Raw genomic sequence first — 14,516 nt, forward strand, 5'->3', positions numbered from 1 at the left:
TGTCGAGAACGCGGGTGCATCCACCCGGACAGTGCTGAAAGGAAACGATAAGTGCCCTGACATACGAAACCCCGCCGGGTTAGGACGGGGCTCCGCGCGAATAGATTGGCGTCCCTTCGCGTGGATTACCTACCGTTCCTGATCCGTGCGGACAACCGGAAACTTGGCCAATGGTCACTTTTTAGAGGCCGGCGGCTGAGCCCCCAGTCCAGGATCGGAGCAGAAATACCATGATAAATCAACATATTAAATCAAGCCACGCCGCGCTTGAACCCCTTGCCTATTCTATCAACGAAGCCTGCCGCGTCTCCAGTCTTGGGCGGACCCAGCTCTACTCGCTAATCAAGCAGCGACGGCTAGAGGTGCGCAAGATTGGTAGGCGCACCCTCATTCCCGCCTCTTCTCTGCGCAACCTCATTGAAGGGGGCGGGGAATGATCGATATCCAGCGAATCGCCAAGTTCTACGGAGGCACGGTCTGCAACGGTAACGCCGTGATCCGCACACCGGGCCATTCCAGCCGCGACCGGGGGACTGCGCTTAAACCAAGCGTCGGCGCTCCCGATGGCCTGCTTGTAACCTGTTACAACGGCGACACTGCCGATGCCTTGGCAGTGAAGGATATGCTTCGCCGCGATGGCCTGTTGCCTCTGCATTCTGCGCCCGCGCGTGACCTCTCGCCAGCCGAGCGGAGGGGGCTGTCTTACCAACTGGAAGCCAGCAAGCGCAGGCGACTGGCGGGAGAGGAAGCGGCGGCGCAAGTGGCAGGCGATGCCTGGGCCAAGGCCAGCCGCGCTAGCCGTGGCCATCCCTACCTTGTCGCCAAGCGGCTGAAGCCGTTCGGCATTCGGCAATCGGGCGATGCGTTGCTGGTGCCGATGGTGGATGCGCAGTTCCAGTTATGGAACGTGCAGCGCATTCGGCCCGATGGCCGCAAGCTGTTTGCCAAGGGCGCGCGCACGGCGGGTTTGTTCTGGCCGCATGGTCTGCACTGTGCAGATGGCAACCCGACTGCTGGCCCGCTGGTAATTGGGGAGGGCTTCGCCACCATGGCGGTGGTTCATGCCGAGACCGGGCTAGGGGTTGCCGCTGCCATGTCTGCCCGCAATCTGGGGTCTGTGGCGCGCGCGATGCGCCAAGTGTTCCCGACGCGGCCAATTATTATTGCCGCCGACGATGACCGGCACCTCCCTGCGAATATAGGCCTGAGAGCCGCCAGAGAGGCCGCTGGGGCCGTTGATGGGCAAATAGCGGTTCCCCTGCCCGAAACCGACCGGCGGAAATCTGGAGCCGATTTTGCCGACATTCCGCGCGATGAGGTTTCGGCTCATTTCCTAACCGTCAATCCGGGGAGGCTGGCAGCATGAATGTGCAAGCAACCGCGCCGCTGGATATGGCCGACCTCCTGCCTCACGAAATGGCGGCACATCTGCACGGCACTGGAGGGGCGGCATCCATCTTAAGCGAAGGCCCCCAACCGCTCTACCGCGACCTGCCTCCATCCGCGCCGTTCCCGGTTCATGCTCTAGGCGACACGCTGGAAAAGGCGGCACGGGCAATTGGATCGGTGATCGAATGCCCATTGGCTTGCGCGGCTAATTCAGTCTTGGCGGTGGCATCGCTTGCAGCTCAGGGCCGCGCCAATGTCATCCTGCCAATCGGGGAGGGCAAGGCCGCCCCGCTATCGCTTTACTTGCTGACCGTGCTGGACAGCGGGGAACGCAAGTCCAGCGCAGACCTGATGGCCCTGAGACCGGTTCGCGATGCCGAGGCCTCGCTTTCGGAAGCTGGACATAGCGAATGGCTGGAATATCGATCCCGCGTCACAGCGCACGAAGCCAAGACGAAGCAATTGGCAAGCAAGCTGAAGGCGGACCCGGCGGGTTTGACGGCGGCGCTTAATGAACTCGGCCCCGCCCCCCAAGCCCCATTGCTTTCTGTTATTGCGCCGTCGGGCGATCAGACCATGGAAGGGCTGTTTCGCGTTTACCAGCACGGCCGGCCTTCGCTCGCGATGCTGTGCGACGATGCAGCGACCTTTCTGGGCGGGCATAGTCTGAAGAAGGAACAAAAGGCTGGCACCACGGGCAATCTGTGCCGCGCCTGGGACGGATCGAAGCTTGAGCGTATTCGGGGCGGTGATGGTGTTTGCGTACTGTATGACCGGCGGCTGGCGGCCCACCTGATGGTGCAGCCCGGTGTGGCGTCGGGATTCCTGTCCGACCCTCAGTTTTCCGATCAGGGACTGCTGGCGCGGTTCTTAATTACCGCTCCAGCCGGGAAGGCCGGGACGCGCATTCGTGACGATGCCGAATATCAGCTAATATCGGCAAAGGCGGGCGCAGACCTTGCCCGCTATAATGCGGCAATCCGGCAATTGCTCGGCCAGCCGATCCGCTGGAAAAATTCGGATGACCGGGCTTTAGGCGTGGAAATGGACCCGCTGCAATTCTCAACAGCGGCACGGGCAATGTTCGTCCGGTTCGCCAACGAAATTGAAAAAGAACTCGGAAGCGGGGGCAAGCTCGTGACCGCTAAGGCCTTCGCGTCCAAGCTGCCAGAAAACGCGGCCCGCATTGCGGGGATATTCACGCTGTTAGAGAACCCTGGCGCTTCGACAATTGCCCCAGAGACATTTGCGAACGCGATCGAGCTGGCGAAATTTTACCTCCATGAAGCCACGCGGCTGGTAGCAACAGGGGCGATCGATCCCGAAGTGCAACGGGCAGAGACCCTGCGTATTTGGCTGTTGGAGCGGCCAGTCGACGTCATCGGGCTGTCAGAGGTTTATCAGCTAGGCCCCACTTCGCTCAGACAGGCGAACACGGCGCGGGCAGCAATGGCTATTCTGGAAGCGCATGGCTGTGTGCGATTGATCAATGGTGGGGCGGTGATTGATGGCAAAAAATACCGCGACGCATGGGAGATTGTCCGATGCTGAACTTCGATCCGCATAAGTGGCTTGAGGAATATCGTCGCACCGACCCTGCTTTAGCAGAATTAGCGGCTTTAGCAGCGAGGCCAGCCAAGAGCGCAAACTGGCCGATACAACATTCTGATCCGGGCAGCGCGCCTGCTAGACCTGCTAGACCTGCTAAATTTGCTAATCCCGCGCATTGGCAGGACCAATTGGATAGCTGGTGTGCGGCGATCAATCGGCTGGATATCAGCAAGCCTGCACCGGGCATTGCCGCCTGTCGGTGGCAGAGCCTTTTTCGCTGCGCCGAATGGTGGATGGAAAACTACGCTGTGCAGGCGGTGCGCGACGGCTGGGGAGCGGGTGACGTTTTCGGCATCCGTCCAGGTCAACCAGAACGCGGGGGGCTCATCGATCAGCTTGGCGATTGCCGATCACTCATGATGGGTGATGGGCGCGCCCGATGGCGCAGCTTCGGCATAGTCAGCACCTATGCGGCGGGGGCCTACCCCTTGTTGCTACCATTCTGGGAAGGTGATTATGCCGCGTAAAAAGTTGAACTCTGCCAAACGAAACACTCTCGCGGTTGAAGCCAAACCGGGAGAGGACCGCGCGAAAAACCTGGCAATAGCGGCGATCAAGCCGGGGGTGCGCCATGCAGCTTTGTCATCTGCTTTCGCCCGCAATCTATTCGGAGACAGTCATAAGCCGGACATTGGCCGCGATGTGGCGGTGATAGCCGACATCATGGGGCAAGCCGAGACAGGCGATAATGCACTGTCCAGCCGGGTGCTTATGGCTCAGGCCCTATCGCTGGATGCCATGTTCACCGAACTTGCGCGACGGTCTGCAATGAACATGGGTGAGTATATTGATGCCAGCGACCGCTACATGCGACTGGCGCTGAAGGCTCAGGCCAATTGCCGTGCAACGCTGGAGGCATTGGCCAAATTGCACCAGCCGCGCGAACAGACAGTGCGCCACGTTCATGTCAACCAGGGCGGGCAGGCAGTGATTGCCGATCAGGTCCACAACCATGCCGGGGGTAAGGAAAATGCAAATTCAGACAGACAACCCCATGCAACCGACGCGGCTGGCGCAGGCCCCGCGCTGCTCGGCCATGACGCGGAAGGGAGCGGCCTGCCAGTCACCAGCGGTCAAGGGGAATGCACGATGCAGGATGCACGGGGGCAGGGGCAGCGGTGCGCCTAGGGGCAACAGGAATGCATGGAAGCATGGGGGCCGATCCGGTGAGACGGTAGTTGCGGCACACTACTTGAAAGCTATCGCCAACTTGTTGGAAGGGGATGAGTGACATCCCCTCTTGCCTTGGTCCAACCGAGCGCGATTGGGGGGGGTGTCGAAAACTCCAAGTCGTTCAAATGCGGAGAGCGGCTGGAAAGACCGGTGCTATCGCTAATACAGTTTTTGCTGAGCTATTACCGTCTACGCGGGGAGGGGAATGGCAATTAAGGCAGGCATCACGACAGAAGTTGCCTGTCCGCTAACGACTCCGTTGCGGACCTTCGCTCGTAAGTCACACCGCTAAGCAGAACTCCTGTCTCGGCGGGCGCCCCACGCAAGCAGCACCAGAACAGCCGTCCAGATCACCACGTTTGCCAGGAAGGGCAGCCAGTCGAGCCGGTCGGCCGCGATCCACACCTCAAGGATGTCGGCCGAGTTGACCACGGACATGCCGGTGTAATCCCGAACGAACACTAAGGGCCATCCGCTCGCGGCCACCCTGCAGCTTTGCTCGCAGCCCATTATCTCCGGGTAGGTGGCGATAGCCGAGCGGGTGCCGACAAAGGTAGACAGAAGTGTGATGAATGTTGCGAGAAACGCCGAGGCAAGCACTCGCCTAAGGATGTTTGTCATGGGCCGTGCTCTCCGATCGAGCGCTCTCGGTAGCGCACGACGGCGGGAGAGCGCAACGCTAACGTTCGGCCTGCGCTGCCGACGCATGAGGATGTCCGCTAACCACCCCAAAATCGGACATTCAAGTATCGTCGGCTGCGCGCCATAAGCGGACCGGCAGCCTTGGGGCCTGTTTTTGCCATAAGCGGAAATTCAGCTAACGACCCCATTGCAGACACTGAAGTCAAATCGGCATTCCCGATCACAGCGACCACTCTCTTCGGTTTGTGCGATTAGTCGCTCTCAGATAGGGGGCGATCATCTTGAGTTAGTCCCAAAGGATTTGGACCGCTTTGGTGGCGGGAGACTGCGGGACCAAATTTCGTGATCGAAGGTTATCTCCACATGACGAATCGACGAGAAAAAGCGATGCGCGAGTTCCGCCGCACCATGAGTTGGCTCGTGGTTCTCGCGGTCCTGATGGTGGTAGGCGCGCTCACCTTCCTCGCGGTCATGGGAGAACTCCAGACCCATATGGTCGTCGCCACCATCCTTGGCGTGTTCATCTCAATGATGCTCGGCTGTGGCCTGTTCGCTCTAGCCTTCTTAAGTGATAAGAGCGGTCATGACGATGTCGTCACGGACGCATCCAAGCGCAAAGACCCTCCGAAGCCGTAAGCCGCTTCATGCTTAAAGCCCCGGGAATGTCTGCTTTCCACCCCATTCTCGCCATTCGATTGCCAATCGACAAACCGCCAAAGCGGACGCAGCCCAAAGAATTGGGGGTACTATAGGGGGTATTTCTGAAATTCGCTGAGAAACTTTCAGGATAATTCAATTTGATGGTGGGATTTCGCGGTTCCCGCTACCCGCTCCATTCCCCTACAAGGTTGCGTCGGCTGAACAATCGGCACTATCAGAAGCGCAGAGCCGACCCGGACTCCGGAAGACAGGTCCTCGCCCGACCCGGCTGTTCGTCTGCCCCTGGCGGTTCCACTTGCGGACGGTAAGGGTAGCTGCAAGAAGAACAGCAGGATTTTGAGGAAGGGGGCCCGGTAGTGAAAGGCTTGAACAGATACGCTCCGCTCATGCTGGGCATTCTCCGGATCATGAGCGGCTTGCTGTTTCTGGCCCATGGCACCCAGAAATTTCTGTCGTTTCCAGATGGTGAGCGGGCAGGATCGGGCTTGGCATTCGCGAATGCCGGGGCCTATGCAGGTGCCATCGAACTCATCACGGGTTCGTTGATCGCGCTCGGTCTGTTCACCCGCCCTGCGGCGTTCCTGGCATCGGGCACGATGGCCTTTGCCTATTTCATTGGCCACGCGTCCCAGGGGTTCTGGCCGGTCAACAACGGTGGCGACGCTGCCATTCTTTACTGTTTCGTCTTTCTCTATCTGGCCGTCGCGGGCCCTGGCGCCCTGAGTATCGACGGCGTACGCAAGCCGAGGCCGTAAGACATTACGAGCGGCTGCTGGTGTCGCTGTTCCTCGGCCTGGATGGTTCGAAATACCGGCCAACCAGATAAGGGCCACTCGCCGAGCTTTGAACGGCCAGCTACTGCTCTCGATGGCCGACGTCAGAAACGCGCCATGGCGCTCGCGCTCGGCTGGGTGCGTTACCCGATCGCCATGGTGTCGATCAGCCGTGTTCCGCCGATGCGCGCGGCAACGAACAGGCGGGCGTTGCGATTGTCGGCATCCAGCGGCGCGAGAGTGTCTGCATCGCGCAGTTCGGCATAGTCCACGCTGGCGAAACCCGCGCCCAGCAGCGCGTCCTCCAGTGCGGCTAGCGTAGAGGTAGCGTCCTGCCCGTCCGCAATCCGCGCCACGGCCTCGCGCATGGCGAGCGGCAAGGTCGCGGCGGCCGCACGGTCGGCAGGCGAGAGGTAGGCGTTGCGGCTCGACATCGCCAGCCCGTCGGCCTCGCGCACGATGGGCACGCCCAGAATCGCGTCAACATGCGGTTGCATAAGGTCGAGATCGCGCGCCATGCGGCGGATCACGGCAAGCTGTTGCCAGTCCTTTTCGCCGAACAGCGCCAGGTCGGGCCGGACCTGGTTGAACAGTTTGAGCACCACGGTCGCCACCCCGTCGAAATGGCCCGGCCGGTCTGCGCCGCACAGCCCCGCGCTCACGCCCGCAACGCTGACGTTTGTGGCATAGCCCGCCGGGTACATGGCCGCCACGCCCGGCGCCCAGAGCAGCGCCACGCCCTGCGCCTCCAGCTGCGCCGCGTCCTGCGCCAACTGGCGCGGGTAGGCGTCGAGATCCTCGTTCGGGCCGAACTGGCGCGGGTTGACGAAGATCGATACGGCGACGTGGTCGGCCCGCTTCGCGGCCTCGCGCACCAGCGTCAGGTGCCCTTCGTGCAGCGCGCCCATGGTGGGCACCAGCGCCAGCGTGGCTGCCGCTGTCCCGCCGTGGGGCGCGCGCAATTCATCCACAGCCTGGCGCAGCGCTTCGATTGTCGTGACGGTTTGCAAGGGTGCATGCCTCCGGTAGTATTACGAAACGTGCTAGCCGCGCCGTTAACCCAGAGGAAGCCCGTCTTGGCCACCACACCGCATCGTATCGTCTTCGCCAACGAGAAAGGCGGCACCGGCAAGTCCACCACGGCGGTGCACGTAGCCGTCGCGCTCGCCTACCAGGGCGCCCGTGTCGCGGCGATGGATCTCGACACCCGCCAGCGCACGTTCTTCCGCTATTGCGAGAACCGTGCCGAGACCCAGCGCCGCCGCGGCATCGCCCTGGCCGGGCCGACGTTCGACGTGTGCCACGGGGACGATATCGCCAGCCTGGAGGAAGAGGCCGCGCGCCTTGGCGAAGGCGCGGATTTCCTGCTGTTCGATACGCCCGGCCGTGACGATCCCTTCGCCCGCCACGTGGCCGCCAGCGCCGATACGCTGGTGACGCCGATGAACGACAGCTTCGTCGACTTCGACCTGATCGGGCAGGTGGATGCAGAAAACTTCAAGGTCCGCCGCCTCAGCTTCTATGCCGAGCTGATCTGGGAAGCGCGATTGAAGCGCAGCCGGGCGCAGATCGACGAAGGGCGACGCGAGATGGACTGGGTCGTGGTCCGCAACCGCACCGGCTATACCGACGCGCGCAACCAGCGCCGCATCGACCAGGCGCTGACCGAACTTTCCAAGCGCGTGGGCTTTCGCGTCTCGCACGGGCTTTCCGAACGCGTGGTTTATCGCGAACTGTTCCCCTCGGGCCTGACCTTGCTGGACAAGGGGCAACTGGGCGAGCTGGGCACCAGCCATCTCGTGGCGCGGCAGGAGGTGCGCAACCTCGTTGCCAACCTGCGCCTGCCGATGCCGACCTCCGGCGACCGCGACGAGGCGCGCCTGCCCGAGACCCAGGCCGCCTGACCAGGTGCTGCGGTTCGTCGTCCTTGCCGGCGTAGTGGTGCTGATCTTTCGCTGGATCGTAGGGCGCTGGCCGTGGCAGCCGAAGGTTTCCACCCGCAACCAGGCCATCTTTCGCGCCCGCCGCCTCTTGGGGGTGGAAACGGGTGCAGCGCGCGACGAGATCCTCGCCGCGCACCGGCGGCTCATCGCCCTGGTCCACCCCGACCGCGGCGGATCGAACGACCAGGTGCACGAGGCCAATGCCGCGCGTGACCTGTTGCTAGACGAGTTGCCGCACCACCTGCGCTGAGCTAACCGGAGGGGCAACTTAAAAGGCTTCTCCACCCATGCCCCACGACTTTGATTCCACCGTGCTGCGCGAATACGACATTCGCGGTATCATCGGCGAAACCCTCGGCCCCGACGATGCCCGCGCAATCGGCCGCGGCTTTGCCACCTTGCTGCAGCGCGACCTGGGTGACGACGTGACGCCGCTGGTGGCGGTGGGTTACGACGGGCGGGTAAGTTCACCCATCCTCGAACACGCGTTGATCGAAGGGCTGACCGCCAGCGGCTGCAACGTGCGCCGCATCGGCATGGGGCCGACCCCGATGCTCTATTATGCCGAGGCGTCAGCCGAAGAGGTGGATGGCGGCATTCAGATAACTGGCAGCCACAATCCCGCCAATTACAATGGCTTCAAGATGGTATTTCGCGGGCGACCCTTCTTCGGCGCCGATATCCAGGCGCTGGGACGGCTCGGCCGGGAAGCGGATTGGTTGGACGGATCGGGCGAGGTCGAGAGCCTCGACGTCATGGACGCCTACATCGACCGGCTGATGACCGGCCTCGATGGCATCGACACCGGTGCCCTGGCGGGGCTTTCGGTGGCCTGGGACGCGGGCAACGGCGCGGCCGGTCCGGCGCTGGAGCGTCTGGCCGCCCGTCTGCCGGGCCAGCACCACCTGCTCTTCACGGAGGTCGACGGAAACTTCCCAAACCATCATCCTGATCCCACTGTCGAGGCGAACCTGGAGGACTTGCGCACCCTGGTCGCCGAGAAGTCTTGCGACTTCGGAATAGCCTTCGACGGCGATGGCGACCGGATCGGCGCGATCGACGGCGAGGGCCGTGTCATCTGGGGTGATCAACTCCTGATGATCTATGCGGAGGACCTATTAGGGAAACTGCCTAATTCGACCATTATCGCCGACGTGAAGGCCAGCCGTGCGCTGTTCGAGACTGTCGAGAAGCACGGCGGCAAGCCGCTGATGTGGAAGACCGGGCACTCGCTGATTAAGTCCAAAATGAAGGAAGTTTCCTCGCCGCTGGCAGGGGAGATGAGCGGGCACGTGTTCTTCGCCGACACCTACTACGGCTACGACGATGCGCTTTACGCCGGCGTGCGCCTGATCGCCGCCTCCGCGCGGCTGGGCCGCTCGGTCACCGAGCTGCGCGGCACGATGCCGGCCATGCTCAACACGCCCGAATTGCGCTTCCAAGTGGACGAAAGCCGCAAGTTCGCCGCCATCGACGAGGTCAAGACCCGCCTGACCGGGCCCAATGTGCCGGCGGATGTCGAGGTGAATTCCACCGATGGCGTGCGCGTGACCACACCCGATGGCTGGTGGCTGCTGCGCGCCTCGAACACGCAGGACGTGCTCGTCGCCCGCGCAGAGAGCGAGACGCAGGACGGCCTCGATAGGCTGATGGGCCAGATCGACGAGCAGCTGTCGCTGTCCGGTCTGGAGCGCGGGGACAGCGTCGGGCACTGACGGCGGCGAGGGGCGGCGGCGAGGGGCGGGCAGCGCGTCACGCGGGCCCTCGTCGCGTTAGCCCGAGCGGGTCATCCGAGACGGGAGCGGCGGGCGGCGATCCCCTGGGTGACCGCCGCCTGCTGGCCTCTCAGTGCCGATACGCTGGCGGAAGCTGGGTCTCGTCAAGCGTGCGATAGCGATCGCGCAGGCGGGTCTGGTGATTTTCCAGCGGCTGTTCGACACCGTCGATGAACACCCGGACCGGCGCGCTCGACAGTTCGAGCGGGTCGCCATCCCAGATCACCACGTCCCCATGCGCACCGGCGGCCAGCACACCGGCATCGTCCATGCCGCCGATCCGTGCCGGCACCGAGGTGATGGCCGCAAAGGCCTCGCCCCAGGTGAGACCCGTGGCGCCGGGAATGCGGCTGAGCGCGACCATGTTGCCGGCCTGTTGCGGCAGGCCGCGCGGGTGGTCGCCGCTGCTGCCGTAACCGGCAATGGCCACGGTGACGCCGGCATCGACCATGCGGCCGACGTTGCTCTGGGTGGCGGCGAGCTGTTCGAAGCTGACGGGCAGGTCGTTGAGGGCCGCGGCGATCACCGGCACGCCGCTGGCGGCGATGCGGTCGGCGACCATCCACCCCTCCGTCGCGCCGATCAGCACCATGTCGAGCCGCGGGAATTCCTCGCGCAGCGCCAACACCGAGAGGATGTCCACCGCACGCTCGACATGGACGTAGAGCTTCTGCCGCCCGGTCACCACCGGCACCAGCGCGGCGGCATCGAAGCGGGTGAGCAGCACGTCGCCGTCACGCTCTGCACGGCCGGTCAGGCGCGGGTCGATCGGCAGATCGTCACCGGTCTCGACGTCGGCGTTCCGGGTGGAGGCGGTGAGCTGGGCGTCCTCGCCATAGGTGCCCGCCTCGCGCAGGGCATTGCGGAGGAGGGCATGGGCCGAGGTGCGGCTGCCGCCCGCGAGGCGCGCACCGGTTTCGCCCATCTCGACGTACTGAAAGGCGCGGCGGCGCAGCACCGCGTCGAAATCCGCGCCGAGATCGATCACCGCGCCCTGGCCGGCAAAGATGCTGGAGCCCGCGCCTGGCGTGACGGTTGCGCGCGTCACGCCGCCCGCGCGGCTGATGGCGACATCCTGCGCTGCCGGATTGATCGCCGGGGCCACGTCGAGCGCGGCGGAAAAGGGCGAACTGTTGGCGTCGACATCGTTGCTGTCGCCGACCGCGTCGACATCGACGAGGCCAAGGTTGGTGATCGAGGCAAAGATGCCCGGCGTCACCCACAGGCCCCGCCCGTCGATCGCCTGAATCCCCGCGGGGACGGCAACGCCGGCGCCCGCGGCGATCACGCGCCCGCCGCGCACCACGACGGTGGCATTCTGAATGGGATCGGACCCGTCACCCGTGGCGACCGTCGCGCCGGTGATCGCCACGTCCTGTGCGGAAGCGGGAAGGGCCAGCGCCAGCAGAGCCGCCCCGGCGAGAAAACGCGCGTTCATTTCGTGTCTCCTTCGCCCGGCTGGCCAAGCTCGAAATCGCTCACCGGGCGGAGCTGCGGGTTGTTCATGTTATACATGGTCGCGCCGTCGATCCAGACCATCTCGGGCCGGGAGTAGATGCTCAGCGGGTCGCCATTCCACAGCACCACGTCGGCCATCTTGCCGGGCTCCAGGCTGCCGGTCCATTCCTCGATCCCCATGGCCTTCGCGGCGTTGAAGGTGATCCAGCGAATGATCTGGGCGTCCGCGATCTGGATGCCCATGCGCGCGCCGTCGGCCTGCGCCTTGGCGGCTTCCTGGTTGAGGCGCTGGATGCCGTTCTCGTCATCCGAGTGGATCACCACGCAGGCACCCGCCTGGTGCAGCAGCGCGGCGTTTTCCGGAATCGCGTCATAGGCTTCCATCTTGAAACCGTACCAGTCGGCCCAGACGGCGGAGCACACGTCGTTCTCGCGCAGCAGGTCGCCGATCTTGTAGCTTTCCACCGCGTGGTGAAAGGCCGAGACGCGATAGCCGAACTCGTCGGCCATGCTCATCACCAGCGCCATCTCGTCGGCGCGGTAGCAGTGGTTCTGGATCATGATCTCGCCGCGCAGCACGCCGGCCAGCGTTTCCATGGCGAGGTCACGGTCGGGGTCTTCCTCGGCCATGTATTCCTGCGCCTGGAGCCAGGTTTCGCGGTTGACGGCGAAGTTGCCCATGCGGGTTGAGGGCATCCGGCCCCGGCCGCCGTAGACGCGCTTGGGGTTTTCGCCGCAGGCCATCTTCATGCTGTAGGGCGCGCCGGGGAACTTCATGCCCTGCACGGTGCGGCTAGGCACGTTCTTGAGCGTGACTGAGCGCCCGCCCATGAGGTTGGCCGAGCCCGGCAGGATCATCAGCGACGTAATGCCGCCGTTGGCCAGCGCGCGGGAGAAGCCCGGGTCCTGCGGCCAGACCGAGTGTTCGGCCCATACCTCGGGCGTGGTCGGGTCGGTCGCCTCGTTGCCATCCGAATGCGCGTCAACACTGGGGGTGGGATAGTCACCGAGGTGCGAGTGCACGTCGATGATGCCCGGCGTCACGAACTTGCCGGTGCCGTCGATGCGGGTGTAGCCGGCCGGAATGGTCAGGCTGGCATCGCCCACGGCGACCACCTCGCCATCGGCGAACAGCACGGTGCCGCCCACGATCTGCCCGCCGAGCCCGTCGTAGACCGTCGCCCCGACGATGGCCGTGGGCGCGCCGGGGTAGCGGCGGTAGGTGGAGGCGTAGGGCACCGCGTCCGCCGCATCGGCAGAACTGGTGCGGGTGCTCGGCCGGTCGGAATCGGCAGCGGTGCAGCTGGCGAGCGCGATTGCGGCCAGGGGGGCGAGCAGGACGGCAGGGCCGCCCTTCGATGAAAGACGGCCCATGACGATTATCCCTTCGGGCGGGTTGCGGGGTGGATGCCGGCTTCCTGCGGTTCGAGACCGGCACCGGCTTGGCCTTCGAGATCGTCGCCGACATTGTCGTCGCGCAGCGTATCGAGGTGCATCAGCTTCTTGATCAGCGGGCTGATGACGAGGACGACGATGCCCACGCCAACCGCGACCCAGCCGACCGTCGAGTAGACGTCGAGCACGACCTGCTTGCCCGCTTCCTCGCCCACGCCTTCCGCGCCCGTCGCCGCGGCGATGAGGCCGGCGGCGAAGTTGCCGGTGGCAGAGGCGAAGAACCACACGCCCATGATCAGCGAAGCCATGTGCGCCGGGGCCAGCCGGTTCATCGCCGAAAGGCCGACCGGGCTGAGGCACAGCTCACCCGTGGTGTGCAGCAGGTAGATCAGGAAGATGAAGATGACCGGCGTCGGAACGTCCACGCCCACCGAAGATGCACCCCAGACGAGGACCAGGAAGCCGAGGCCCACCTGGATCACGCCGAGGCCGAACTTGAACGGGGTGGACGGCTCGATACCCTTGCGGCCCATGTAGGTCCACGCGGTGGCGAACAGCGGGGCCAGCAGGATGATGTAGATCGCATTCACCGACTGGAATACCGATGCCGGAACCCCGCCGCGATCGACGTGGCGATCGGTGAACAGGTTGAGGCTGGAGCCCGCCTGTTCGAACAGGGCCCAGAAGATGATCGAGGTGATGATCAGGATCAGCGCGGCAAAGATGCGGTCACGCTCTTCCGCGGCGAGCTTGGTGACCGCCACGAAGATCACGTAGGCCACCAGCAGGCCGCCGAACACGCCGAGCAGGCCGCCGACGACCGACTGGTTCTGCACCAGCACCCAGCACAGCGCGACGAGGCCGACGCCCACAGCGTACATGGACCATTCCCGGCCCTTGGTGAGCCCTGTGGGCGGTTCGCCCCGGCCGAGCAGCAGCCCGCGCCCGAGCACGAACACCACGAGGCCGAGCAGCATGCCGATACCGGCAAGCCCGAAACCGTAGGCCCAGCCGTAGGTTTCGCCGATGTAGCCGCACAGCAGCGAGCCGAGCGCGGCGCCCAGGTTAATGCCCATGTAGAAGATGGTGTAGGCACCGTCGCGGCGCACGTCGGTGCGCGGGTAAAGCTGGCCGACGATCACCGAGATGTTCGCCTTGAGGAAGCCCGAGCCCACGATGATGAGGGCCAGCGCCAGCCAGAACACGTTGATGACCGGATTATCGGTATGGCCCGCGGCGGGCGATCCTTCGAAGGCCATGAAGAAGTGGCCCAAGGTCAGCAGCACGGCGCCGAACTGCACCGCCTTGCGCTGGCCGAGATACCGGTCGGCCAGATAGCCGCCGACGACCGGGGTGATGTAGACCAGCGCGGTGTACGCGCCGTAGATCACGCCCGCCTCGGCATCGGAATAGAGCCAGTGCTTGGTCAGGTAGAAGATCAGCAGCGCCCGCATGCCGTAGTAGGAGAACCGCTCCCACATCTCGGCGAAGAAGAGCATGAACAGGCCCTTCGGGTGCCCCAGGAAGGTGCCGGCACTGTCGCCGTGCGGTAGTTGCGCTGATGCCATTTTACGACCGATCCCTCATTCGCCTTAGCCGTCTCTGCGGCCATAATCGCGCCACACTAGCGGCGGATTTGCCGATGTGAAGCCATTGTTTCATCCGCAACCGGCTGAACCGGGGTTGAAGAGGTATTC

General features: G+C 64.1%; 16 protein-coding genes. 11 read left to right on the forward strand and 5 right to left on the reverse strand.

Features of this window, described 5'->3' with window-relative positions:
- Positions 1-230: 230 nt before the first annotated feature.
- From GRI62_RS14115 to GRI62_RS14720, 6 genes are read left to right on the forward strand one after another with little or no spacing between them, the layout of a single operon-like run.
- A complete protein-coding gene (locus GRI62_RS14115; RefSeq protein ID WP_131451352.1) occupies positions 231-437 on the forward strand; it encodes a helix-turn-helix domain-containing protein in 207 nt (68 codons plus the stop codon).
- The gene (locus tag GRI62_RS14120) at positions 434-1,366 is read left to right on the forward strand and encodes a toprim domain-containing protein (protein WP_131451353.1); all 933 of its coding nucleotides are present in this window, start codon (positions 434-436) and stop codon (positions 1,364-1,366) included. Before GRI62_RS14115 ends, GRI62_RS14120 begins: the two co-directional genes overlap by 4 nt.
- Entirely contained in the window at positions 1,363-2,940 is a 1,578-nt protein-coding gene (locus tag GRI62_RS14125) for a YfjI family protein (protein WP_131451354.1), read from the forward strand. The genes GRI62_RS14120 and GRI62_RS14125 overlap by 4 nt, the downstream gene beginning before the upstream one ends.
- The gene (locus GRI62_RS14130; protein WP_131451355.1) at positions 2,934-3,467 is read left to right on the forward strand and encodes a hypothetical protein; all 534 of its coding nucleotides are present in this window, start codon (positions 2,934-2,936) and stop codon (positions 3,465-3,467) included. The genes GRI62_RS14125 and GRI62_RS14130 overlap by 7 nt, the downstream gene beginning before the upstream one ends.
- Positions 3,457-4,128, forward strand: a complete 672-nt coding sequence (locus GRI62_RS14135) for a hypothetical protein (RefSeq protein ID WP_234027473.1) — start codon at positions 3,457-3,459, stop codon at positions 4,126-4,128. The genes GRI62_RS14130 and GRI62_RS14135 overlap by 11 nt, the downstream gene beginning before the upstream one ends.
- Positions 4,037-4,231 carry an HGGxSTG domain-containing protein gene (locus tag GRI62_RS14720; protein ID WP_373283008.1) on the forward strand — a complete coding sequence of 65 codons (195 nt, stop codon included), beginning with the start codon at positions 4,037-4,039 and terminating at the stop codon, positions 4,229-4,231. The genes GRI62_RS14135 and GRI62_RS14720 overlap by 92 nt, the downstream gene beginning before the upstream one ends.
- A gap of 230 nt (positions 4,232-4,461) precedes the next feature.
- Here GRI62_RS14720 and GRI62_RS14140 read toward each other — a convergent pair whose 3' ends face one another.
- Complete coding sequence (locus GRI62_RS14140; protein ID WP_131451356.1) at positions 4,462-4,794, reverse strand: hypothetical protein; 333 nt, start codon at positions 4,792-4,794, stop codon at positions 4,462-4,464.
- Between the two features lie 363 nt (positions 4,795-5,157).
- Between GRI62_RS14140 and GRI62_RS14145 the strand changes: the two genes are divergently transcribed.
- Positions 5,158-5,451: a hypothetical protein gene (locus GRI62_RS14145; protein ID WP_234032819.1), complete on the forward strand. Its 294-nt coding sequence runs from the start codon at positions 5,158-5,160 to the stop codon at positions 5,449-5,451.
- A 410-nt stretch (positions 5,452-5,861) separates the two neighbouring features.
- On the forward strand, positions 5,862-6,230 hold the full coding sequence (locus GRI62_RS14150) for a DoxX family protein (protein ID WP_188669353.1): 369 nt from the start codon (positions 5,862-5,864) through the stop codon (positions 6,228-6,230).
- Positions 6,231-6,391: 161 nt separating this feature from the next.
- Here GRI62_RS14150 and panC read toward each other — a convergent pair whose 3' ends face one another.
- Complete coding sequence (gene panC / locus GRI62_RS14155) at positions 6,392-7,258, reverse strand: pantoate--beta-alanine ligase (protein ID WP_131451358.1); 867 nt, start codon at positions 7,256-7,258, stop codon at positions 6,392-6,394.
- 66 nt (positions 7,259-7,324) lie between these two features.
- On the opposite strand from panC, the gene GRI62_RS14160 reads away from it, so the two are divergent.
- Genes GRI62_RS14160 through pgmG form a run of 3 tightly spaced genes read left to right on the forward strand, consistent with a single transcriptional unit; the run spans position 7,325 to position 9,906 of the window.
- Complete coding sequence (locus GRI62_RS14160; protein WP_234027474.1) at positions 7,325-8,152, forward strand: division plane positioning ATPase MipZ; 828 nt, start codon at positions 7,325-7,327, stop codon at positions 8,150-8,152.
- Between the two features lie 4 nt (positions 8,153-8,156).
- On the forward strand, positions 8,157-8,441 hold the full coding sequence (locus GRI62_RS14165; RefSeq protein ID WP_131451360.1) for a J domain-containing protein: 285 nt from the start codon (positions 8,157-8,159) through the stop codon (positions 8,439-8,441).
- A gap of 37 nt (positions 8,442-8,478) precedes the next feature.
- Positions 8,479-9,906: a phosphoglucomutase/phosphomannomutase PgmG gene (gene pgmG / locus GRI62_RS14170; protein ID WP_131451361.1), complete on the forward strand. Its 1,428-nt coding sequence runs from the start codon at positions 8,479-8,481 to the stop codon at positions 9,904-9,906.
- Positions 9,907-10,036: 130 nt separating this feature from the next.
- Here the strand turns inward: pgmG and GRI62_RS14175 are convergent, their stop codons facing one another.
- The 3 genes from GRI62_RS14175 to GRI62_RS14185 are packed head-to-tail and all read right to left on the reverse strand — an operon-like array spanning position 10,037 to position 14,387.
- Positions 10,037-11,404 (reverse strand): amidohydrolase family protein, encoded by a 1,368-nt coding sequence (locus GRI62_RS14175; protein WP_131451362.1) that lies wholly within the window; start codon positions 11,402-11,404, stop codon positions 10,037-10,039.
- The gene (locus GRI62_RS14180) at positions 11,401-12,798 is read right to left on the reverse strand and encodes an amidohydrolase (RefSeq protein ID WP_131451363.1); all 1,398 of its coding nucleotides are present in this window, start codon (positions 12,796-12,798) and stop codon (positions 11,401-11,403) included. The genes GRI62_RS14175 and GRI62_RS14180 overlap by 4 nt, the downstream gene beginning before the upstream one ends.
- 5 nt (positions 12,799-12,803) lie before the next feature.
- On the reverse strand, positions 12,804-14,387 hold the full coding sequence (locus GRI62_RS14185; RefSeq protein WP_131451364.1) for a peptide MFS transporter: 1,584 nt from the start codon (positions 14,385-14,387) through the stop codon (positions 12,804-12,806).
- Positions 14,388-14,516: the final 129 nt, after the last annotated feature.

The sequence above is a fragment of the Aurantiacibacter arachoides genome, from assembly GCF_009827335.1.
Taxonomy (GTDB): domain Bacteria; phylum Pseudomonadota; class Alphaproteobacteria; order Sphingomonadales; family Sphingomonadaceae; genus Alteraurantiacibacter; species Alteraurantiacibacter arachoides.